Origin of the sequence: Reyranella sp., from assembly GCF_004296935.1 — a bacterium.
Lineage (GTDB): Bacteria > Pseudomonadota > Alphaproteobacteria > Reyranellales > Reyranellaceae > Reyranella.
Genome location: NZ_SCVH01000156.1, coordinates 22,740 through 45,103 on the forward strand (window position 1 = coordinate 22,740; position 22,364 = coordinate 45,103).

20 protein-coding genes are annotated in these 22,364 nt (G+C 67.4%); 1 reads left to right on the forward strand and 19 read right to left on the reverse strand.

Translation table 11 applies throughout. The features are described 5' to 3' along the window. The 14 genes from EPO55_RS22640 to EPO55_RS22705 form a co-directional block, all read right to left on the reverse strand. Positions 1-1,140 carry a mandelate racemase/muconate lactonizing enzyme family protein gene (locus tag EPO55_RS22640; RefSeq protein ID WP_296339613.1) on the reverse strand — a complete coding sequence of 380 codons (1,140 nt, stop codon included), beginning with the start codon at positions 1,138-1,140 and terminating at the stop codon, positions 1-3. 4 nt (positions 1,141-1,144) lie between these two features. Then, the gene (locus tag EPO55_RS22645; RefSeq protein ID WP_296339614.1) at positions 1,145-2,284 is read right to left on the reverse strand and encodes a mandelate racemase/muconate lactonizing enzyme family protein; all 1,140 of its coding nucleotides are present in this window, start codon (positions 2,282-2,284) and stop codon (positions 1,145-1,147) included. 21 nt (positions 2,285-2,305) lie between these two features. Then, entirely contained in the window at positions 2,306-4,351 is a 2,046-nt protein-coding gene (locus EPO55_RS22650; protein WP_296339615.1) for a hydantoinase/oxoprolinase family protein, read from the reverse strand. A 2-nt stretch (positions 4,352-4,353) separates the two neighbouring features. Further along, positions 4,354-5,067 (reverse strand): ABC transporter ATP-binding protein, encoded by a 714-nt coding sequence (locus EPO55_RS22655; protein ID WP_296339616.1) that lies wholly within the window; start codon positions 5,065-5,067, stop codon positions 4,354-4,356. Then, complete coding sequence (locus tag EPO55_RS22660; protein ID WP_296339617.1) at positions 5,067-5,816, reverse strand: ABC transporter ATP-binding protein; 750 nt, start codon at positions 5,814-5,816, stop codon at positions 5,067-5,069. The genes EPO55_RS22655 and EPO55_RS22660 overlap by 1 nt, the downstream gene beginning before the upstream one ends. Then, complete coding sequence (locus EPO55_RS22665) at positions 5,813-7,690, reverse strand: ABC transporter permease (RefSeq protein WP_296339619.1); 1,878 nt, start codon at positions 7,688-7,690, stop codon at positions 5,813-5,815. Before EPO55_RS22665 ends, EPO55_RS22660 begins: the two co-directional genes overlap by 4 nt. Positions 7,691-7,739: 49 nt before the next feature. Continuing rightward, positions 7,740-8,945: an ABC transporter substrate-binding protein gene (locus EPO55_RS22670; protein ID WP_296339620.1), complete on the reverse strand. Its 1,206-nt coding sequence runs from the start codon at positions 8,943-8,945 to the stop codon at positions 7,740-7,742. Between the two features lie 96 nt (positions 8,946-9,041). Continuing rightward, on the reverse strand, positions 9,042-9,419 hold the full coding sequence (locus EPO55_RS22675) for a hypothetical protein (RefSeq protein ID WP_296339621.1): 378 nt from the start codon (positions 9,417-9,419) through the stop codon (positions 9,042-9,044). After that, positions 9,416-10,018, reverse strand: coding sequence for an amino acid synthesis family protein (locus EPO55_RS22680; RefSeq protein ID WP_296339622.1), 603 nt, complete (start codon positions 10,016-10,018; stop codon positions 9,416-9,418). Before EPO55_RS22680 ends, EPO55_RS22675 begins: the two co-directional genes overlap by 4 nt. Then, positions 10,015-10,875 (reverse strand): UPF0280 family protein, encoded by an 861-nt coding sequence (locus EPO55_RS22685; protein ID WP_296339623.1) that lies wholly within the window; start codon positions 10,873-10,875, stop codon positions 10,015-10,017. Before EPO55_RS22685 ends, EPO55_RS22680 begins: the two co-directional genes overlap by 4 nt. After that, a complete protein-coding gene (locus EPO55_RS22690; RefSeq protein WP_296339625.1) occupies positions 10,872-12,332 on the reverse strand; it encodes a 6-hydroxynicotinate reductase in 1,461 nt (486 codons plus the stop codon). The genes EPO55_RS22685 and EPO55_RS22690 overlap by 4 nt, the downstream gene beginning before the upstream one ends. Continuing rightward, on the reverse strand, positions 12,329-15,049 hold the full coding sequence (locus EPO55_RS22695; protein WP_296339626.1) for a molybdopterin cofactor-binding domain-containing protein: 2,721 nt from the start codon (positions 15,047-15,049) through the stop codon (positions 12,329-12,331). Before EPO55_RS22695 ends, EPO55_RS22690 begins: the two co-directional genes overlap by 4 nt. After that, positions 15,046-15,876 (reverse strand): FAD binding domain-containing protein, encoded by an 831-nt coding sequence (locus EPO55_RS22700; protein ID WP_296339627.1) that lies wholly within the window; start codon positions 15,874-15,876, stop codon positions 15,046-15,048. The genes EPO55_RS22695 and EPO55_RS22700 overlap by 4 nt, the downstream gene beginning before the upstream one ends. Positions 15,877-15,935: 59 nt before the next feature. Beyond that, positions 15,936-16,325, reverse strand: coding sequence for a MarR family winged helix-turn-helix transcriptional regulator (locus EPO55_RS22705; protein WP_296339628.1), 390 nt, complete (start codon positions 16,323-16,325; stop codon positions 15,936-15,938). Positions 16,326-16,683: 358 nt separating this feature from the next. On the opposite strand from EPO55_RS22705, the gene EPO55_RS22710 reads away from it, so the two are divergent. Continuing rightward, entirely contained in the window at positions 16,684-17,886 is a 1,203-nt protein-coding gene (locus EPO55_RS22710) for a CoA transferase (protein ID WP_296339629.1), read from the forward strand. 17 nt (positions 17,887-17,903) lie between these two features. Here EPO55_RS22710 and EPO55_RS22715 read toward each other — a convergent pair whose 3' ends face one another. The 5 genes from EPO55_RS22715 to EPO55_RS22735 form a co-directional block, all read right to left on the reverse strand. After that, positions 17,904-18,893 carry an ornithine cyclodeaminase family protein gene (locus EPO55_RS22715; protein WP_296339630.1) on the reverse strand — a complete coding sequence of 330 codons (990 nt, stop codon included), beginning with the start codon at positions 18,891-18,893 and terminating at the stop codon, positions 17,904-17,906. Continuing rightward, a complete protein-coding gene (locus EPO55_RS22720; RefSeq protein ID WP_296339631.1) occupies positions 18,890-19,294 on the reverse strand; it encodes a lipopolysaccharide assembly protein LapA domain-containing protein in 405 nt (134 codons plus the stop codon). Before EPO55_RS22720 ends, EPO55_RS22715 begins: the two co-directional genes overlap by 4 nt. A 61-nt stretch (positions 19,295-19,355) precedes the next feature. Then, positions 19,356-19,691 carry an integration host factor subunit beta gene (gene ihfB / locus EPO55_RS22725; RefSeq protein ID WP_296339632.1) on the reverse strand — a complete coding sequence of 112 codons (336 nt, stop codon included), beginning with the start codon at positions 19,689-19,691 and terminating at the stop codon, positions 19,356-19,358. Between the two features lie 153 nt (positions 19,692-19,844). Beyond that, on the reverse strand, positions 19,845-21,578 hold the full coding sequence (gene rpsA, locus EPO55_RS22730) for a 30S ribosomal protein S1 (RefSeq protein ID WP_296339633.1): 1,734 nt from the start codon (positions 21,576-21,578) through the stop codon (positions 19,845-19,847). Positions 21,579-21,728: 150 nt separating this feature from the next. Beyond that, positions 21,729-22,349 carry a d(CMP) kinase gene (locus EPO55_RS22735; RefSeq protein WP_296339676.1) on the reverse strand — a complete coding sequence of 207 codons (621 nt, stop codon included), beginning with the start codon at positions 22,347-22,349 and terminating at the stop codon, positions 21,729-21,731. Positions 22,350-22,364: the final 15 nt, after the last annotated feature.

Here is a 22,364-nt window from a genome sequence, read left to right on the forward strand (position 1 = left end):
TCAGACGTATCCAGGCCCCTCGATCACCGGGTGGGCGATCAGAAACTTCTCGTCGATCTCGACGCCGATGCCGGGCTTGTCGAGCGGACGGACGGTGCCGTCCTTACCGATCTGCCAGGGTTCGCTGCCCAGCTCATCGCGGAACTGGTTGGCCACCGACAGATCGGCCTCGAAGTAGCCGCCGTTGTCGATCGAGGCCAGGAAATGGATCGAGACGGCATGGTTGAGGCCGGTCATGGAACTGTGCGGATGGATCGGCAGCTTCCACATCGAGGCGGCGGCGGCGATGCGCTGGACCTCGGTGACGCCGCCCGACTTGGAAAGGTCGGGCTGCAGGATGGTGATGTTGCCGTCCTCGATGATGCGGTGGAACTCGAAGCGCGTGTAGTGGTTCTCGCCGGCGGCGAGCGGCGTGCGCCCCCAGCCCTTGGCCATGGCGTAGGAGCGATGGTCATGCGCGGGGAACGGCTCCTCCAGCCAAGCGATGCCGAGTTCGTCCATCGCCGGCATGACGCGGCGCACGTCCTCGACCGTGTACCCGGTGTTGGCGTCGGTCAGCAGCACGATTTCGTCGCCGAAGCGCCGGCGCACGGCCGTCATGCGCGCGATGTCGGCTTTCACGTTGTCGCCGACGCGCAGTTTCAGCGCCTTGTAGCCGGCTTCGACCATCGGGACGGCCTCGGCCGCCAATGAGTCCGGCGCCTGGTAGCCCAGCGAGATGCCGCCGGCATAGGCCGGCACCGGCTTGTTGCTGCCGCCCAAGAGCTTGTAGAGCGGCCAGCCCACGGCCTTGCCCTTGATGTCCCACAGCGCCTGGTCGAGACCGCTCATCGCCATCGCCGTGGCCGCGCCCATGCCGTGGGAGCCGAGCTGGAACTTGTAGATCTTGGCCCAGATGCCGACCGTGTCGGTGGCGTCCATGCCGACCACGAAGCCCTTCAGCGTCGTGTTGATCAGATGGCCGATGCTGCCCGGCGAGCGCGCGTGATGGCTCTCACCCCAGCCCACGATGCCGTCCTCGGTCGTCACCTTCACCATGACGCAGTCGCGCTTGGTCATGGTGCCGATGCCCAGCGACACCTGCAGTTCCTTCGGCACGCGGTAGCTGGTCGGGTAGGCCTTTACGTCGACGATTTTCATGGGATCACGCGACCTTGTACTTCTTCAGGATCTCGCGATCGATCTCGATGCCGAGGCCGGGACCCGTCGGGACCTTCACGATGCCCTTCTTCTGCTCGATCGGCTCATTGGCCAAGGTGTCGCGCAGCGGATTGGGCGTCTGCTCGAACTCGAGCATCGGCGGCATCGGCCGGAAGGCGGGTGGCTGGTCGGGAAGTGCCGCCAGGAACTGCACCGTCGCGGCGAGGCCGATGACCGAGCCCCAGGCGTGCGGCACGCATTCGACGCCGAAGGCGCTCGCTAGCGTGGCGATCTTGCGGCACTCGGAGAAGCCGCCGGCGGCGCAGAGGTCGGGCTGCACGATGTCCATGGCCTTCTTCGCGATCACGTCGCGAAAGCCCCAGCGGGTGAAATCGTTCTCGCCGCCCGCCACCGCCATGTCGAGCGCGCGCGTCACCTCGATGTAGCCGTCGTGGTCCTCGGGGCTGATCGGCTCCTCGAACCACAGGATATCGTGCTCCTCCAGCATGCGGCCAAGTTTTATGGCGTTGGGCACCGAGAAGCAGTGGTTGGCGTCGACCGCGAGCTTCACATCGGGGCCGATCGCCTTGCGCACCGCGCCGACACGCTTGGCATCGAGCTTGAGATCGCCGAGACCGATCTTCATCTTGATGGCCTGGAAGCCGTCGTTCTTGAATTCGAGCGCCTCTTCCACGGCCTCCTCGACCAGCCGGTTCATGTCGATGAAGTAGAGGCCCGTCGCGTAGGGAATGACCTCGCTGCGATAGGCGCCGCCGATCAGCTTGTGCACCGGCTTGTTGACGGCGCGGCCCATGATGTCCCAGAGCGCGATGTCGATGCCGGAGATGGCCGAGATCGCCATGCCGGTCGTGCCGTAGTCCTTGATCCTGTTGTAGAGATCCTCCCAGATCGCCTCGACGTCGAACGGATCGCGGCCGATCACGCGGGCCTTGAACTGCGTCTCGACGAAGGTTCTTGCGACGGCGGCGGGGCCGTAGCATTCACCCCAGCCCGTGATGCCCTCGTCCGTGGAAATCTCGACCAGGCAGGTCGAGCGCGTGCCATAGACCCAGCCGCGCGCCGACACGAACGGCTTCTCCACCTTGCACTGCAGGATGTGGCAGACGATGTCTGTCACCTTCATTGTCGTTTCCTCCGAATTTTGTCAGCCGACTGTTATCAGCAAATTGCCGAGCTTGTCCTGCCGGACCCTGTCGCCGGGCTCGACGACGGTGGTGCAGTCGAGCTGCTCGAGGATCGCCGGCCCCTCGAACACCGCATCGCGCGGCAGTTTCTCGCGTGCGTAGACGGGAGTTTGGCGCCAGCCGTCGGTGAACCAGACGCGGCGTTCGCCGACCTGGGCCGCCTTCAACGTCGGCGCGCGTTCGGTGGCGGCGAGAGCGGCGAGCGAAATCTCCGGCCGCACGCCGATCACCGCGGTGTGGAGATTGACGAGGACCGGCGGGATCTCCGCAAGCTCGATGCCGAAGCGGCGGAAATAGGCCGCCGCGAAAACTTTGTGTAGCCCCGCGACACCGATGTCGGGCCGGTCGACGCCGACCGAGAGGATGTGGCTCTGGCCCTGGAACTGCATATCGGCGGTATGGACGCGGCGCAACTCGCGCACCGGCACGCCCTCGCGGCCGATCGTGGTCTCGCCCTCGGTCGACTGCTCGGCATAGATGCGCGCCACCGTGGCATCGTCGAGCCCTGAGAGCGGCTTGTTGACGGTGCGGACATAGTCGTGGCGCAGGTCGGCCACGACGCAGCCCAGCGCGTTGGTGATGCCGGGCCGGGCTGGCACCAGCACCGTCGGGATCGCCAACTCGCGGGCGAGCGCCGTGGCGTGCAGGGGACCGGCGCCACCGAAGGCGAACAGGGCGAAGTCGCGCGGATCGTGGCCGCGCGACAGCGAGACCAGGCGGATGGCGCCCGCCATGCGGTCGTTGGCGATGCGCAGGATGGCCGCGGCCGCCGCCTCGGCATCGAGACCGAGCCGCTGGCCGACCTTGTCGAGGACGATGGCGCGCACATGGTCGAGCGTGACCGGATGGTCGACGCCCAGCAGCCGATCGGGGTTGAGACGGCCCAGCACCAGGTTGGCGTCGGTGATGGTGGGTTCCATGCCGCCGCGGCCGTAGCAGATCGGGCCCGGCCGGGCGCCCGCGCTCTCCGGGCCGACTCGCAACATGCCGGCCGAATCGACACTTGCGATCGAGCCGCCACCAGCGCCGATGGTGTGCACATCGACCATGGGGACATGGATCGGCATGGCGTATTCGAGCTCGAGCTCGCCCGAGACCTGCGGTACGGCGTCCTCGATCAACCCGACGTCGGTCGAGGTCCCACCCATGTCGTAGGTGATGAGGTTGGGATGGCCGGAGGCGCGACCGGTGTAGGCCGCCGCCATCACGCCCGAAGCAGGGCCCGACATGACGGTGTTCACCGCGGCATGTGCAATCAGCTGCGAGGAGATGGTGCCGCCGTTGCCCTGCATCACCAGCAGGTCGCGATCGAAACCCTTGGCCGAGAGCTCGGTGCGCAGCCGTGTCAGATAGCGATCGAGCACAGGCTGGACCGAGGCATTCACCGCCGCCGTCACGCCACGCTCATATTCGCGATATTCCGAGAGAATGGCGTGACCCGCCGTGACATAGGGATTGGGCCACAGGCCGCGCACGATCTCGGCGGCGCGGCGCTCGTGCGTCGGATTGATGTAGCTGTGCAGGAAATGGATCACGACCGCTTCGCAATCCTGCGCCAGCAGCTTCCGGGTGGCCTCTTCCACGGCCGCCTCGTCGAGCGGGATCAGCACCTTGCCGTCGGCGTCCATGCGCTCCGCCACTTCGAGGCGCAGCTCGCGTTCGATCAGCGGCCTGAAGGTGCCCCGCAGGCCATAGGGCTGCGGCCTTGTACGGCGGCCGAGTTCCAGCACGTCGCGGAAGCCCTTGGTCGTGATCAGCCCGACCCGGGCGATCTTGCGTTCGAGCAGCGCGTTGGTGGTGGTGGTGGTGCCGTGCACCACGGCCTGCAGGGTGGCGGGATCGGCGCCGGCCTGGGCCAGCGCCGCCATGAAGCCGATGGCCTGGTTGTCGACCGTCGTCGGCACCTTGGCGAGCTTGACCACGCCCGAGACGGAATCGATGGCCAGCAGATCGGTGAAAGTGCCGCCGACGTCGATGCCGACCGTGAGGGAACGCTCTGATGACATGATCAAACCGAGAGATACTGTTCACGAAGGGAAGCGTCCGAGGCGAGTTCTGCCATGGTGCCGCCGAAGCGGATCTGGCCCTTCTCGATGATGTAGGCGCGATCGGCCACGGCTTGGGAGAAATGCAGGTTCTGCTCGCACAGCAGCACCGAGAGCCCCTCGCCCTTCAACGTCCGGATCGACTGCGCCATCTGCTCGACGATGATGGGCGCCAGGCCCTCCGACGGCTCGTCGAGCAGCACGCAGCGCGGGTTGCCCATCAGGGTGCGGGCAATGGTGAGCATCTGCTGCTCGCCGCCCGACATGCGGCCGCCCGGCCGGTCGCGCATGCCGGCGAGGTTGGGGAAGAGGGCGAACAGCCGGTCCTCGGTCCAGACCGGGGCGGCGCCGCGCCCAGCCTGACGGCCGACCTCGAGATTCTCCATCACCGTGAGGTCGGTGAAGATGCGCCGCTCCTCGGGAACGTAGCCGAGGCCGAGGCGCGCGATGCGATAGGGCGGCAGCCGCTCGATGCGCTTGCCCTCGAAGCTCACCTCGCCCCGGGCGGGCGGCACCAGGCCCATGATCGCCTTGAGCGCCGTCGACTTGCCCGCACCGTTGCGGCCCAGCAAGGCCACGACCTCGCCGGCCTGGGCCTCGAGCGACACGCCCTGCAGGATGTGGGCGCGGCCGTAGTAGGCATGCAGGTCCTTCACCTGAAGCATGGTGGGGAGCATCAGTGCGTGCTCCCGAGATAGACGGCGCGCACCTTGGGGTTGGCGCGCACCTCCGCCGGCGTGCCGCCGGCGATCAGCTCGCCGCGGTCGAGCACGATGATGCGGTCGGCCTGGGAGAAGACGACGTCCATGTCGTGCTCGGTGAACAGCACGGCGATGTTGCGCCGGCGCGCCAGGCCGGCCGTGAGCTCCATCAGCGCCACGCGTTCGCGCGGCGCCATGCCGGCGGTGGGCTCGTCCATCAGCAGCAGGCGGGGCTCGTTGGCCAGCGCCATGGCGAGCTCGACGCGCTTCAGGTCGCCGTAGGCCAGCACGCCGCAAGTCCGCTCCGCCTGGTCGAGCATGCCGACCTGGGCCAGCAGCGCGTCGGCCTCGGCCCGGAACGCCGCCCCAAAGCGATGCAGCAGCGAGCGCAGCCGGCCGGCGTGGGAATAGAGCGCCATCTGCACGTTTTCGCGCACGCTGAGCGAGACGAAGGTGGCGGTGATCTGGAAAGTCCGGCCGACGCCCAGCTGCCACACCGCGCGCGGGCGCAGGCCCACGATGTCGCGGCCGGCCAGGCGCACGATGCCGGCGTCGGGCACGAGCTGGCCGTTCAGCATGTTGAAGCAGGTGCTCTTGCCCGCGCCGTTGGGGCCGATCAGCGCCAGCATCTCGCCCGCCGTGATGGCGAAGGAAACGTCGGCCACTGCCTGTACACCGCCGAAGGCCTTGTGCAGCCCCTCGACCTGGAGGACGGCGTCGCTCATGCGCGCTGCTCCTTCCAGCGCAGGAACAGCGCCTTCAGGCCGCCGACCAGCCCCTGCGGGAAGAGCAGCACGATCAGCAGGATGATGCCGCCCATGACGGCGCGCCAGAACTCGGTATGGCGGGCGACGGCATCGCGCACCCAGGTGTAGACCGCCGCGCCCACCACCGGGCCGGTCAGCGTCTCGACGCCGCCCAGCAGCACCATGATCAGCCCGTCGGTCGACTGACCGATGGAAATGGTCGAGGGCGAGATGCTGCCCTTGGAGAAGGCATAGACCGAGCCGGCGAGGCCCGCGAGCGCGCCCACCAGCACGAAGGCCGCCCACTGGAAGCCGCGCAGATCGATGCCGATCGCCTCGGCACGCAAAGGCGAATCGCGGCCGGCGCGGAGGGCTGCGCCAAAGGGCGAGAACAGGACGCGCCACAGGAGCGCGATACCCGTGCCGCAGCAGGCGAGCGCCAGATAGTAGTAGGTGGTTTTGCCGGCGAGCCAGGCGGACGGCCAGATGCCGAACACGCCGTTGCTGCCGCCGGTCACGGAATCCCACTGGAAGACGATCGACCAGCTGATCTGCGCAAACGCCAGGGTCAGCATGGCGAGGTAGACGCCACTCAGGCGAACGCAGAACCAGCCGTAGACGACGGCAAAGGCGCCGGCGCAGAGCGGTGCCAGCAGGAGGGCCGCCTCCATGGGCAGGCCGGCGCGCTTGAAGAGCAGGCCCGCGGCATAGGCACCAAGGCCGAAATAGGCGGCGTGGCCGAATGACACCATCCCGGCCGGGCCCATGATGAAATGCAGGCTGACGGCGAACAACGCGAAGCAGACGATGTCGGTCAGCATGATGGTGATGTAGCGGTCGGCCACCAGCGGCACGCCGAGCAACAGCACCACCCAGACCAGGGCGATCTTCCATGACGGCGCGGTGAGCGGCGGCGCGAGGTCAGCGGCGATGCGCTGCACCGCCTGTGGCTTGCCTAAAAGCCCGTAGGGCCGGGCCACCAGCACCACCGCCATGATCAGGAACTCGACCACCAGGGTGAGCTTGGAAAAGGAGATTTCGAAGCCGAACCAGGTGACGGTGCCGATACCAATGCAGAAGGCCTTGGCGACGCCGATGATGATGGCGGCCAGGAAGGCGCCGCCGATGCTGCCCAATCCGCCAACCACGGTGATGACGAAGGCATCGGCGATGATGGCGAGGTCGAGCTCGAGGTTGGCGGGCTCGCGCGGGATCTGCAGCGCGCCGCCCAGGCCCGCCAGCACCGAGCCCACGAAGAATACCGAGGTGAAGAGCCTGGCCTGGTCGACGCCGAGCGCCCCCACCATCTCGCGGTCCTGGGTGGCGGCCCGCACCAGCGCGCCCCAGCGCGTGCGCGTCAGCAGCAGCCACATGACGCCCAGCACCACGGGGCCGATGGCGATCAGCAGCAGGTCGTAGGCCGGGATGCGCTTGCCCAGGATTTCCACGGCCATGGACAGGCCTGGGGCGCGCGGGCCGACCAGATCCTCGGCGCCCCAGACGAACAGCGCGATGTCCTTGATCACCAGCACGACGGCGAAGGTCGCCAGCAGCTGGAACAGCTCGGGGGCGCGGTAGATGCGGCGCAGCACCAGCACCTCGATCAGGACGCCGACCAGTCCGACCGCGAGCGCCGCCAGCACGACCGCGCTCCAGAAGCCCATGGGCGTGCGGCCCAGCGCCTGGATCAGCGAGTAGGCGCCATAGAGCCCCAGCATGTAGAGCGAACCGTGGGCAAAGTTCACGATCCGCGTCACGCCGAAGATCAGCGACAGGCCGGCCGACACCAGAAACAAGGACGCCGCGGCGGCCAGCCCGTTCAGGAGCTGGATGATGATGGAGGCGAAGGTCACGTCAGATCATGCGGACCGCGAATCCACGGGATCCGCGGTCCGCAGGGACTCAATTCTTCGGCCTCATCTTCAGGACCTCGGCGTCGCTCGGCAGCGCATCCTTGCCGTCGACGAAGCGCCAGTCCTTCATGTAGCCCTTGCCGTCCTTGACGGCGATGCGGCCGACGTAGGCGCCCATCGTCGATTGATGGTCGATGGCGCGGTACTCGACCATGCCGAACGGTGTCATGAGCTTGAGGCCGCTCATCGCCGCGATCAGCTTGTCCTGGTCGAGTGAGCCCGCCTTCTTGATCACCTCGACCGCCGACATCACGGTGGCATAGCCCACCACCGAGCCCAGCCGCGGGTAGTCCTTGAACTTGTTCTGGTAGGCGGTGAGGAATTTGGTGTGCTCCGGAGTCTTGATTTCGCTCCAGGGATAGCCTGTGACGTACCAGCCTTCGGGTGCCTCCTCCTTCAGTGGATCGAGATATTCCGGCTCGCCGGCCAGGAGGTTGAACACCTCCACGCCCTTGAACAGGCCGCGCGTCTGGCCCTCGCGCACGAACTTGGCGAGATCGGCGCCGAACAGCGAGGAGAAGATCGCGTCGGGCTTGGCGTCAGCCAGCGCCTGCGCCACCGCGCCGGCATCGATCTTGCCGAGTGGCGGTGCCTGCTCGACCACGAACTCGACGTCGGGCTGCTTCTCCTTGAGGAGCTTCTTGAACGCCGCCGTCGCCGACTGGCCGTATTCGTAGTTGGGATAGACGATGGCCCAACGCTTTTTCTTGAGCTTGGCGGCATCGGCAATGAGCATCGCCGTCTGCATGTAGGTCGAGGTGCGCAGGCGGAAGGCGTAGGCGTTGCCGGCATCCCAGACGATCTTGTCGGTCAGCGGTTCGGCGGCGATGAACAGCACCTTGCGCTGCTTGGCGAAGTCGGCGACGGCGAGGCCGACGTTGGACGGGAAGGTGCCGATCAGGAACGACACCTGCTCGCGGCTCAGCAGTTCCTCGGCGACGCGGACGGCATCGCCGGGATTGCCGTTGTCGTCGCGGCTCACGATCTCGATCTTGCGGCCGAGCGCGCCACCCGCCGCGTTCACCTCCTCGACGGCGAGCTCGATGCCCTTCTTGTAGGGCTCGAGGAAGGCCGGGAAGACCTTGTAGCTGTTGAGTTCGCCGATCTTGATCGGCGTCTGCGCGCCGGCCGGGCCGAACAGCGACAGTGCGACGAGCGCCGCGGTGCCGGCGAGCAGGTTATTGCGGGTCAGCATGACATCCCCCTCCGTGAATCTGTGAAAACACTCCCTGACCCGAGCGTAGCGAGCCCGGCCCATACCCCACAAGAGCCGATGACGTCACCGAAGCACTCAGTCGGCGAAACTCGACCGCGCCTGTATGCCCCAATGACCGTTTTGAAGGGTCACGATGTAGATCGTCTCAAAGCGGCCGATCAACGAACCGTCCTTCTTCCAGCGGCTGAACTTCACCTTCAGGTGGACCTTCTTGTCGCCGACATGGATGGCGGTGCGCTCGTCCCACTTGCTGTGGTCCCAGCCATCGCCGGCCCGGGCAACGAAATCCTGGAGCTTGTAGTCGCCATGGTTGGGCCAGACGACGACCTTGCCGCCAGCCAGCCGCACATGGGGGAAGTTGCAGGCCGCATTGATGGCCGGCTCGTCACCGCGGTTCAGCGCCGCCATATAATCGTCGAGGGCCTTTATCGCCGCCGTCAGGGCATCGCTCATCGTTGGCCGTCCCCCAGTTTGATTTCCGCCGGTGTCAGTCCGCCGACGCGCGCATACGGGCGGCCGCCGATCGAAGCCGCGACGATGAACACGATCTCGTCGGGCTTGGGCCCGTCGGGCACGCAGAATTCGATGGCGTCGAAGTGGCTGCGCACGTAGGCCGCCGTCACATGATGCAGGGGAATGTCGATGCGTGCGCCGGCCGCCGCCACCTTCACGGTCGAGGGCACGATCGACTTGGCGCCGCCCCCTTTGGATTGATGAATGGCATGACGAATGCCGAAGCCGCTGGGTTGATGCCAGAGCGCCGCGTGCTCGAGTTCGCCGGCCAGGCCGACGATGGCGCCCTTGCCATAGGCTTCAAGCTCGGACCCCTTGGCACCCAGGAGTTTCATGACGCGCTCCGTGAGATCGACCGCGAGCGGCTCCAGCGCCTTCATCATCGGCTGGATGTCTTCGACGTGCCGGCCGGCATAGGGGTTGGCGATAACGCCGCCGACCACGGCCTTGGTGACCGGGCGCGGCAGCACCGGCCCGCCGTCGTGACGCGTCTCCTCGACCGTCGCGACATACTTCCGCAATTTCACCAGATCGCTCATCCCGTCCTCATATCCGCAAGCGCCCTGCCGCCGGCATCGATGCGCCACTGCCCCTGCAGCGAGAGCGCCGCGCTGTCGATCAGCCCACAAAGGCGCAACCGTCGTGCCTCGAGCAGGCCGCGGTCCAGGGCCTCGGCGACAAGCACCGGCGAGAGTTCGCCGACCGCCACCGTCACCGGAATATCGCCAAGGTCGCTGTCGGGATCGATCTCGCGCGCCGGCTGACGGCGAACGGACGGGGTGTCGACGTTGACGGCATTGGCGATCAGCGTCGCCGCGGCATCGGCCGCCGCCGCTGTCGCCGCCAGCACCGTGGCCGAATCGGCGATGCCGAGCGAAAAAGAGCGTCCCCCGCGGCCCGACGTGGCGATGCCGCGTACCGGACGGTCGTGGTGCAGGGTGGCAAAGCCCGATAGTTGCGGCGCCTGGAGATCGGCGACGATGCCGGCCCGCAGCTGCTGGCCCGGCGCGAGATGGATCGCGATGTCGCCACCGTCGTTGACATAGGCCTTGTCGAGCGTGCGCCCGAGCACCAGGGCCGCCAGCACTTCGTCCGCCACCGCGCCCGCCACCGCCGCCATCGGCGTGATGTAGACTGCGCGATGCGGCCACACGGCCTCGGCCATGCGCCGCGCCACCGGGCCCCGCAGCGGGGGATATGCCTCGCTGACCGGCTGTCTCAGCGCCGGCAGTTCGCCGACCAGGCCAGGAAGAACATCGCCGAAGCGCCCGATGGCCTGGGCATAGGCGCGTTCGACCTCGGCGGCCGCACCGAAGGCCTCGATGATGAGGTCGATCGGACCCTGCTGCAGATGCAGCCGACCGTCGGGCAACCGCGCGGCAATCGCGCAGGTCATCGCTCGTCCTTACCCAGGCGCACGTGGCCTGCGTGGGCGATGGCCTCTTCGAGGGTGACGGTGCGCGAGCTGTAGCCGCCCAGGGCAGCATAGTCGTCGGCACGCAGGGTAAACTCTATCGGCGCCACCAGCGCCGGCGTCGGCACATAACCGAACGACTTCTCCGGCATGCGCGCCACGTCGACCATCAGCGTGATGCCACCGCCCGGCCAGACGAAGGCCGGTGCGCCGCCCAGGGTGACCTTGGTCAGCGCCTCGCGCACCGACCGCGTGAGCCGCACCGGATTCTCCGTGACCCCGGCACGCAACGAGCCTCCAGCGCCGGCCATGAACAGCACGGTGCAGAGCGCGGGCTCGCAATTCTCGGCGATCCGCTCGACCACGAGGCGTACCGGCTGCGGCATTGGCACGGGCTGCGGCTTCAGCTTCTTGTCGAGTTCGAACCAGGCCGAGTGCTCGCCCGTGGTCGAGACCATCAGCAACCGGAGACCCGGCCACGCCTGCTTGGGGTCGATCCGGTCGATAATCTCCAGCGGATCGCTGACATCGGTGCCGCCCCAGCCCAGCCCGGGTTCGGCTACCTGGAAATAGCGGCCCGGCGTCGAGCGGCGGCCGCGGACGCGGATGCCGGCAGGCTTCATGTCGAGGAAGGCACCGCCCTGGTGCTCGCTCAGCACGCCCGTGATGTGGTCGTCGACCACGATCACCTCGTCGACATGGCCGTGCCATTGCGGCGCGAACATGCCGATGGCGGCCGATCCGCAACCCACCCGCATTCGCTCTTCGATCACGCCGTTCACGATCGGCGGCTTTTCGGCCTGCACCACGACAGTCGAGCCGTCGTCGATCGTGAGTTCGACGGCCTCGCGATTGCAGAGCGCCAGGAGCGCGTCGCAGGTGACGACGCCCTCCTTCTTGCTGCCGCCGGTGAGGTGATGCACCCCGCCCAGCGACAGCATCTGCGAGCCGTATTCCGCCGTAGTGACGTGACCCACGGCCTCGCCCTTCACCCGCACTGCGGCCTGTTCCGGCCCAAGATAGCGGTCGGTGTCGATCTTCACCTTCACACCGCAGTAGCTGAAGATGCCCTCGGTCACGACCGTGACCATGTCGACGCCATCATGCTTCGAGGAGACGATGAAGGGCGCCGGCTTGTAGTCGGGATAGGTCGTGGTGGCGCCGATGCCGGTGACGAACGCGCCCTCGCCCCCTCCGAGAAAATTGGGCCCGAGCTCGCCGCGCCAGGCGCCGCTGCCTTCGACGAAGGCGACCCGCGCCACGTCGGGCTTGGCCAGCAGCACCAGCGGATCGACCCGCACCAGCTTGCCATTTTCGTTGGCATAGCGGTCGCAGGCGCCGGCGCGGCCGGGGCGGATGCGGCAGAGCACGGGACAGGCGTCGCAACGCACGATGCCGGCGGTGCGTTCGGCCTCCGTGAGCGAAATGTCGTCGCTCATGCCCCTGTCCCCTTCAAGGAGACGATGGCCTCGTACAGGCGGTGCGGCAACAGGGGAACGCGCCGCGCGCGCACGCCGGTCGCATGATGGACGGCGCCCAGGATGGCCGGCGCCGTCGGCACCAGCCCGGGCTCGCCGACGCCCTTGGCGCCGGACGGACCGAGCGGTTCGCGGTCCTCGATCAGGATGCACTCGATCAAGGGCACATCACCGATCGTGGGAATCAGATAGTCGTGCAGGTTCTCGGTGCGACCCGGCAGGAATTCCTCCATCAGGGCCAGGCCAAGCCCCTGGGCGATGCCGCCCTCGATCTGGCCTTCGACCAACGTCGGGTTGATCGCCTTGCCGACGTCGTGGGCCGCCACGATGCGCTGCACCTTTACGGTGCCGAGCTCGATATCGACCTCGACCTCGGCCATTTGCGCGGCGAAGGCATAGGTGGCGTAGGGAATGCCCTGCCCGTTGGCATCGAGCGGCGTGGTCGGCGGATCGAACGTGCCTTCGCCCACCAATGCGCCGGTCGTCGCAAGGTCGATGGTGCGGACCTCGGCGCCGTCACGCACCATGACCTTACCGCCATCCAGCGACAGCACCGCGTCGGACCCAGCATTGGCCAGGCGCAGGATCTGCTGGCGGAGGTCCTTGCCCGCGCCCTCGGCCGCCCGGCCCGACACGAAGGTCTGCCGCGACGCCGAGGTCTTGCCGGCATCGGCGGTGAGATCGGTATCGCCTTGGACCAGCGCGAACTGCGCCGCGGGGAGGCCCAGCGCATCGGCCGCGATCTGGGTCAGGATGGTGTTGCTGCCCTGACCGATATCGACGGCGCCGTTGTAGAGCGTGAGCGTTCCCGCGGGCGACAGGCCGACGCGGATGCGCGAGGGATTGGACATCGAGGTATTGCCGATGCCGTACCACATGCAGCCGATGCCGACGCCACGCCGCCGGACACCCGCCTTGTCGTTGAAGGCCACGGCCGCCTCGTGGGCGCGGCGCCAGTGTGGCCGCAGTGCATCAAGGCATTGGGCGAGGCCGGCGGAATGGGCCAGTACCTGACCCGTCGCCGTCATGTCGCCGGCCCGCAGCGCATTGCGGTGCCGGAATTCCAGCCGGTCGATGCCGAGCTTGTCGGCCAGTTCGTCCATCATCGCTTCGTGGGCGATGGCGGCTTGCGGCACGCCGAAGCCGCGGAAGGCGCCGGCCGGTGGGCCGTTGGTGAAGAAGGCTTCGCCCCAGGTCCGCACATGGGGCACGGCATAGGGGCCCATGGCATGGACCGGCACGCGGTTGGCGACGGTCGGTCCCCACGAGGCATAGGCGCCGGTGTCGAAGCTGGCCGACACATCGCAGGCCACCAGCTTGCCGTCGGCGTCGCAGCCGAACTTCGCCGAGATGCGGGCGGGATGGCGCTTGGTGGTGGCGGCCATGCTCTCGGGCCGGGTGTAGACGCAGGCCACGGGCCGCTTCAGCAGCCACGCCGCGATCCCGACCAGCGGCTGGACCGAGAGATCGAGCTTGCCGCCGAAGCCGCCGCCGCAGGCAGTCGGCACGATGCGCACGCTCTCGGGCCGGAGCTGCATGACGTTCGCGATCTCGTCGCGGTCCATATAGGGCGTCTGGGTGGAGACGTGGATTTCGATGCGGTCGCCCACCCGCTGGGCCCAACCTGCCTCGGGCTCGATGTAGGCATGCTCGACAAAGGCCGTCTCGAACACGCCGTCGGCCACCGCGGCGCAGCCGGCGAAAGCCGCCGCCGCATCCCCGTGCCGGACGCCGCCGTCCAGCAGCAGGTTTTTCGGCCGGTCGGCCTGGACCAGCGGCGCCTCGGCAGCCGTTGCCGCATCGATGCCCGTTACCGGTGGCTCCACCGTCCAGGCGATCGGCACTTCGTCGTCGCGGATGGAAAGGACTGTCGCCCGCTCGCCGACCAGCGCCAGCACAGCCTCGCCGCGATAACGCACGATCCCATCGGCCAGCACCGGCTGGTCCTTGATCTCGGGATAGATGCCGAAGCCGTTGAACGGCACGTCGGCGGCCGTCAGTACGGCGGCCAGCCGCCGGCGCAATGGCCCGAGGTCGCCCAGCGTGAATCGCGCGCGGGCATGCGGCGAGCGCACCACCCGGATCCAGAGCGCATCGGCCGGGATCCCGTCGGCGCCGAACACGTCACCGCCCGTGACCTTGGCGTGACCGTCGACGCGCGGCAGGCGGGCGCCCACGGCGGCACCGGCCCCCGGCGCGACCACGGGCGTCACCATCGGCGCCGGCTCGGTCGCAGCCAGGACCGCATCGACGATCTTGGTGTAGCCGGTGCACCGGCAAAGTACGCCACCCAGCGCATCCTCGACTTCGCCGCGGCCGGGCCGCGCCGTCTGGCGCAACAGCTCCTCGGCGGCCATCAACATGCCGGGCGTGCAGATGCCGCACTGGGCGGCGCCATGCGCCAGGAAGGATTTTTGCAGACGCGCCAAGGTACCGTCGCCTCCGGTGAGGCCTTCGACCGTTTCGACGGCCCGGCCCTCGACCTGCCCGACCGCCACCAGGCAGGCACAGACCTGTCGGCCATCGAGCAGCACGGTGCAGGCGCCGCAGTCACCGGCGTCGCAGCCGACCTTGGTGCCGGTGAGGCCGAGATCGTCGCGCAAGGCGGCGGCGAGCCGGGTGACCGGCGGGCCGGTCCAGGTCGCCGCCGCGCCGTTCAGGACGAAGGCCACCTTCATCTCGCGAACCCCGCCAACAGGCGGCGCAGCAGCACGAGGGCGGCCTCACTGCGGTAGCCAGCGCTGCCGCGCGCATCGTCGATAGGCGTGAGCGGCGCGAGATGGGCCCGGTCGACCCGGTCGCCCAAATGTCCATCGACCCGTGTACCCGCAAGGGCCGCTTCGAGCGCCGGCAATCGCCGGGCGACGGCAGAGCAGGCGCCGACGGCGATACGGGCGGCGGTGATGCGGCCGTCGGCGACCTCGAGTGTGGCGGCCGCCATCGCGATCGAGATCACGAGGTAGCGTCGGGCGCCGAGCTTGAGGAAGGCGCTTCGCACCTCATGCGCAGGTTTCGGAATATGGATCGCGACGACCAGTTCGTCTGGAGCGAGCGCGGTGTGGCGAACGCCGATGATGAACTGGTCGAGCGGCAAACGTCGCGTCGCCGCGCTGCTGGCGATCTCGATTTCGGCGTCGAGCGCCAGCAGGCAGGGCACGCCATCGGCTGCCGGCGAGGCATTGCAGAGGTTGCCGGCCAGGGTACCGGCGTTCTGGATCTGCCGACCGCCGACCTCGCGCGCGGCCTGCTTCAGGCCATCGAACAAGGGCGGCAGGTCGGCCTCTAGAAGGTCGCTCCAGGTCGTGGTGGCGCCCAGCCGCCAGCCCGAGGAAACACTGGAAATACCGCGTAATACGGGGATCGCACCGATATCGAGGACATCCTCCTCGATCGCCCGGCCAACCCGCGCCGGATAGAAGTCGGTGCCGCCGGCCAGCACGGCGTGCGGCCGCGCCAACGCGAGAAGCGCCTCCTCAAGGCGGTGAGGACGAAGGTAATCACCCATATCGTTCGTGTACGCACGATGGCCAGAGAGGCCGTGCGAGTCAAACAATTGAGTCCGGTTCAGACGATCTTGGAGAGCAGTTCTAAAAGCTGCCGCTGCTCCTGGGCGGTGAGCGGCTTCATGGTCTCGCGCGACACCGCGGGGCCGTTGATCAGAAGCTTGTTCACCAGCCGCTGGCCTTCCGTCGTCAGGCTGAGCAGCGTGCGCCGCGCGTCGCCGGGATCGGGCCGCGAGTCGACGAGCCCGCGCTCCTTCAGCCGCCGCACCACGCCCTGCATCGTGGCCTTGTCCATGCCGACGAGGCGGCCGAGCAGATTCTGCGACAGCTCGGTGTACTCGTTCAGCTTCACCATGCTCGAATACTGGGTCGGCGTGATGTTGGGATCGCCGATGCTGACCTGGAAGATGGCGCTGGCGCGTTGATGCGCGCGACGCAGCAGGTAACCCACTTGCTCTTCGATGCGGTACTGCCGCGATGCCGGACTTGATGCCGACTTTGGCTCTTGCTGTTTTTTTGCGACGTTGCTTCGCATCGCCCCCGCCTCTGTTGTTCCTTGGCTACACCGGCCGCGCGCGTCGCACAACGGTCACATAACACTCGGCTGCGGCGGTGAATGATCGCGGGCTCTTGACTCATTCGCGCGGGCGCGGCAGCGCGAGACTCTCGATCGACTGCAACCTTCTACCGCACCAGCCCGGCGTGACGCCGTCCGGAGCCGCAGTTCGATCGGTCGCCATGCCGCAGACGGTGACGCGACGCCACGGCGGTGGCAGTCTCGCCCGCCTCCCCCATCACAGGACAGCTCAATGCCCGGCGCCCTCGAAGGCATCAAGATCGTCGACCTCACCAACATCATCCTCGGACCCTATGGAACGATGTTGCTCGCCGACCAGGGCGCCGAGGTCATCAAGGTCGAGGCACCGGAGGGCGACGCCGTGCGCCACATCGGCAAGCCGGGCAAGAACCCCGGCATGGGGCCGACCTATCTCTACGTGAACCGCAACAAGCGCTCGCTCTGCCTCGATCTCAAGGATAAGGCGGCGCGCGCAGCACTGCTCAAGGTTGTGGCGACGGCCGATGCCTTCGTCCACGCGCTCAGGCCGCAGGCCATCGAGGGCCTCGGGCTGGGCTACGAGGACATCCGGAAGGTAAACCCCAGCATCGTCTATGTTGGCGCCTACGGCTATTCCGCCGACGGTCCTTACGGAAAACTGCCGGCCTACGACGACGCCATCCAGGCCCGCTTCGGCATCGCCGACCTGATGGGCCGTGCCGCTGGCGACGACGTGCCACGCTATCCACCCACCATCCTCGCCGACAAGACCGTGGGCCTCACCTTCGCCTTCTCGACCCTGTCGGCCCTGATGCACCGGCAGCGCACCGGCGAGGGCCAGTTCGTCGAGGTGCCGATGTTCGAGACCATGGCTGCCTGGCTGATGGTCGAGCATCTGTGGGAGCGCACCTTCAGCGACGAGGGCGAGGTCGGCTACACCCGGCTGCTGTCGCGCAGCCGCAAGCCCTACCGCACCCTGGACGGCTGGATGGCGATCCTGCCCTACAACGACAAGCATTGGCGGAACTTCTTCGAGATCGTCGGCCGGCCCGAGGTCCTGAAGGACCCGCGCTATTCGACCCTGAACGCCCGTTCCATGCATATCTCGGACATGTACGCGATGGTCGAGGCGCTCGCCCCTACCCGCACCACGGGCGAATGGGTCAGGCTGCTCGACGAGGGCCAGATCCCCAACGCGCCGGTCTCGCGCCCGGCCGACCTGTTCGAGGACCCGCACTTGGTCTGGCGCCAGCTTTTCAAGAAATATCCGCACCCCAGCGAGGGCGAGATCATGATGGTCGAACCACCGATGCGGATGAGCCGGACGCCACCCGCGATCCGCTCGATGGCACCGCTCCAAGGGGCCGATTCGCGTGCCATTCTTGCCGAAGCGGGGGTAGACGCGGCCGACATCGAAGCCCTGAAGGCGGCCGGCACTTTGATCGAACCCGACTGAAGATTGCAGTCCGTAGACTAGGGGCCGACGGCAAGCTCCGCCGCCGCCAGATCCTCCAGCGCCGCACCCACCGACTTGAAGAGCGTGACGGTGGTGGCATCGCCCGGCAGCCGGCCGCTCTGCTGACCCCGGGCGAGTTCGAACAGGTCGGCGATGATGTCGTCGTCCTCGATGGTGCCGTTGGCCAGCGGCTGGAGGATGTCGCCCGCCTCCTTGAGGGCACCGGCGCGGGTATCGACGTAGAGACGCGCTCGCCACGCGGCCGTGTCGTCGCTTTCGCGCATCTCGGGCGTGTAGGCGCCGACCAGATCGAGATGCTGGCCCTCGCGCAGCCACGCGCCCTCGACCAGCGGCGTCTTCGAGAGCGTCGCGCATGAGACGATATCGGCCTCGGCGACTGCCGCCCGGCGATCGGCCACGGCGCGCACCGCGACCGGCCGGCCAAGTGCCCCGGGCAGCGAGCCTGCAAGCTCCGCCGCCAGTGCTTCGGCACGGGCCGGGGTTCGGCCCCAGATGGCGACCTCGCGGATTGGCCGGACCTTGGCATGGACACGGATGAGCTGGGGCGCCAAGGCCCCCGTGCCGATCATCAGGAGCCTCGACGAGTCGGGTCGCGACAGATAACGCGAGGCAAGCCCCGAGGCGCAGGCCGTGCGTCGTTTGGTCAGCATCGTGCCGTCCAGCATCGCCAGGGTCTGGCCGGTGGTGCCGTCGAGCAGCAGATACTGGCCATAGATCGACGGCAGCGCCCGACGGTCGTTGTCCGGGAACACCGTCACGATCTTGACGCCGATCCGCGGCGCCACATCGGACGCGAGCGACGCGCGGGTCCAGGCCGGCATCAGGAGCAGCATGGCATCGGCCGACCCCGGACCGAGCGGCGCCTCGATCGCGTGGTGATGCCGCAGCGGCATCTCGCAGCCGGCGCGAAAGAGTGCCTCGAGGCGGGAGATCAGTGCCAGGTCGTCGAGAGCAGCATCGACCTCGGCGGCCGACAGAATTTTCACGAAAACGGGCCGCGCGTGGCAGGGGCGGCAAGATCCGGCGCGACCAGAGCGCTTTGGCGCTCGATCGCCTTCTGCCCCGGCGATGCCGGGCCCGTGGCGGGTGCCACGGGTGGCTGCGCGGCAAGAGTGCTGCGCAGCCGGGCGGCCTCGCGCTCCAGCCGTGCGGCCTCGCTGCCGGCCTCGCGCGCACGTCGGCGATGATGCCGGGCGGCCCACCAACCGACCCCCAGCCCGGCCAGGACGCCCAGCAACAGCAACCCGATGACCAGCAGATAGACCGGCATCGCGATGATATGCGGCAACGGCCACAGGGCGAGTTCGACCGGCTGCGAATTGCTGACCGCGATCAGCACGCCGAACAGAACGAAGAGCAGGAACAGGGCGCGGGAAAGGATCTTCATGCGGAGGGCAGCATGGCACACCGCGACGGCAGGAGGCGAGTTAGTCGACCTCCGAAGAGGGCTACTTCTTGTCGCCCGCCTTTTCGTCGGCCGGCAGCAGGCCCGCCGCGCGCGCCGCTTCCTTGTTCAGCCGGTCGCGCAGATCCTTGCCGGTCTTGAAATAGGGTACGCGCTTGGATGCCACCGCGACCTGCTCGCCGGTCCGCGGATTGCGGCCGGTGCGCGGGTCGCGCTTCTTCACCGAGAAGGCGCCGAAGCCGCGCAGCTCGACGCGGTGGCCCGAGGCCAGCGCCTGGGAGATTTCGTCGAAAACGGTCGCGACGATCCGCTCGACATCCCTTTGATAGAGATGCGGATTCCGGGCCGCCAGGCGGGCAATCAGCTCGGATTTGGTCATCGCGGTTCCACGGTGAAGCCCAAGGGCCCCGGATCAAGTATTTAAGTCGTTGATATTAAACTAAATAACAGCATCGTCAAGCCTAAGCCCTTGAAAGCAAAAGAAAAGGCCGGCCCTTGCGGGCCGGCCTTCTATGCGAATGTCTCGAACGACCTATTTCTCGTCGTCGTCGCCCTTCTTCTGGGCCCGGCTGAGCGCCGCTCCCAGGATGTCGCCCAGGCTGGCGCCCGAGTCGGACGAGCCGAAATCGGCCATCGCCTTCTTTTCTTCGTCCATTTCGCGCGCCTTGACCGACAGCACGACCCGGCGCGAGGCCTTGTCGATGTTGGTGATCTTGGCGTCGAGCTTGTCACCGATGGCGTAGCGGTCGGGGCGCTGCTCGGAGCGGTCGCGGCTGAGCTCGGACTTGCGGATGAAGCCCGGGATGCCGTCCTGCACCGTGACGTCGATGCCGTTGTCCTGGATGCCGGCCACGATGACGGTGACCACGTCGCCCTTCTTGGCGACGACACCCACCTTCTCGAACGGATCGTTGGCGAGCTGCTTGATACCGAGCGAGATGCGCTCCTTGTCGATGTCGACGTCAAGGACCTTGACCTTGGCCTGGTCGCCCTTCTTGAAGTCGCGGATCGCCTCGTCGCCGGCCTTGTCCCACGACAGGTCGCTGAGGTGGACCATGCCGTCGATGTCGCCGGGCAGGCCGACGAACAGGCCGAACTCGGTGATGTTGCGGACTTCGCCTTCCAGCTCGGTGCCCGCCGGATACTTCTCGGCGAAGCTCTCCCACGGGTTGGCCATGCACTGCTTGAGGCCGAGCGAGATGCGGCGCTTGGACATGTCGACGTCCAGCACCATCACTTCGACTTCCTGGGAAGTCGCGACGATCTTGCCCGGATGCACGTTCTTCTTGGTCCAGCTCATTTCGCTGACGTGGACCAGACCTTCGACGCCCGGCTCCAGTTCGACGAACGCGCCGTAGTCGGTGATGTTGGTGACGCGGCCCTTGAGCTTGAAGCCCACCGGATACTTGGCGCCGGCGCCATCCCACGGATCGCTCATCAGCTGCTTCATGCCGAGCGAGATGCGCTGGGTCTCGGCATTGAAGCGGATGACCTGCACCTTGACCTGCTGGCCGATCGTCAGCGCCTCGGACGGATGGTTGATCCGCTTCCAGGCGATGTCGGTGACATGCAGCAGGCCATCGACGCCGCCCAGATCGACGAATGCGCCGTAGTCGGTGATGTTCTTCACGACGCCGTCGAGAACCTGGCCCTCCGACAGCGCGCCCATCAGGCGCGTGCGGTCCTCGGCGCGGGTCTCTTCCATGACGGCACGGCGCGACACCACGATGTTGCCGCGGCGGCGATCCATCTTGAGGATCTGGAACTGCTGGGCCTGGCCCATCAGCGGGCCGACGTCGCGGACCGGACGGACATCGACCTGGCTGCCCGGCAGGAACGCCACGGCGCCACTCAGATCGACGGTGAAGCCACCCTTAACGCGGCCGAAGATCGTGCCCATGACACGTTCCTGGTCGGTGAAAGCCTTCTCGAGGACGGTCCAGGCTTCCTCGCGGCGCGCCTTGTCGCGCGACAGGACGGCCTCGCCTTCCTTGTTCTCCATGCGATCGACAAAGATGTCGATCACGTCACCTTCCTTGATCTCCGGCGCGCCCGTCCCGTTGGCGAACTCGCGCAGAGCGACTCGGCCCTCGGACTTGAGACCGACATCGATGGTGACAAAATCGTTGGCAATTCGAATGACGGTGCCTTTGACGACCGATCCTTCGAAGCTCGTCGAACCGCCCAGCGATTCGTCGAGAAGTGCTGCGAACTCGTCGCTAGACGTGTCGTTCGCGGGTTTACGAAGGGCGCTGCCCTTAGCCATGTAGTACTCTCCTTCATCGATCCCGGGCTGCACTGCGCCCGTCGGCCAACCGGTTAAGTCCGGCGGATCCACTGCCTTTGAAACACCGACGCCCGGGCGACACGCCCGTTCGCAATCGCCGCTTGTTGTCTTCGATCCGCCGGCGGCGACTTACGGCCCGGAGGATCGAAAGCCCTTGCGCTCGATGAACGCCAAGGCGGCAGCAAAAGCTGCGTCGGCATCCATGTCGCTGGTATCGAGAAGGAAAGCATCGGGTGCGGCTTTAAGTGGTGCAGCCGCCCGTTCGCTGTCGCGACGGTCCCGCTCCGCCATCTCGGCAAGAACGCGCGGTTTTATAGTGTCGACCCCACGTTCGCGCAACTCCTGGTACCGGCGCTCCGCCCGGGCGTCAGTGCTGGCCGTCACGAACAGTTTTACCGGCGCGTCGGGGCAAATGATCGTGCCGATGTCGCGCCCGTCGAGCACTGCCCCCGAGGCCTGGGAAGCGAATTTCCGCTGTAAATTCAAGAGCTTGTCTCGAATTTCCGGGAGTGCTGCCACCTTAGAGCCGGCCTGGCCGGCGCGGTCGGTCCTAAGCTCGGGATCGGCCAGGTCAGAGGATTGAAGGCCGGCAGCGACCTCGCCGGCCGGCCGACCGCTTTTCTCGGCGAGAAGCCCGACCGCCCGGTAGAGCAGGCCGGTATCGAGATGGGGTAGCCGGAAATGGGCGGCAAGCCGGCGGGCGAGCGTGCCCTTGCCCGCGGCCGAGGGCCCGTCGATGGCAATGACCAGCGGCCCTTTCATGTC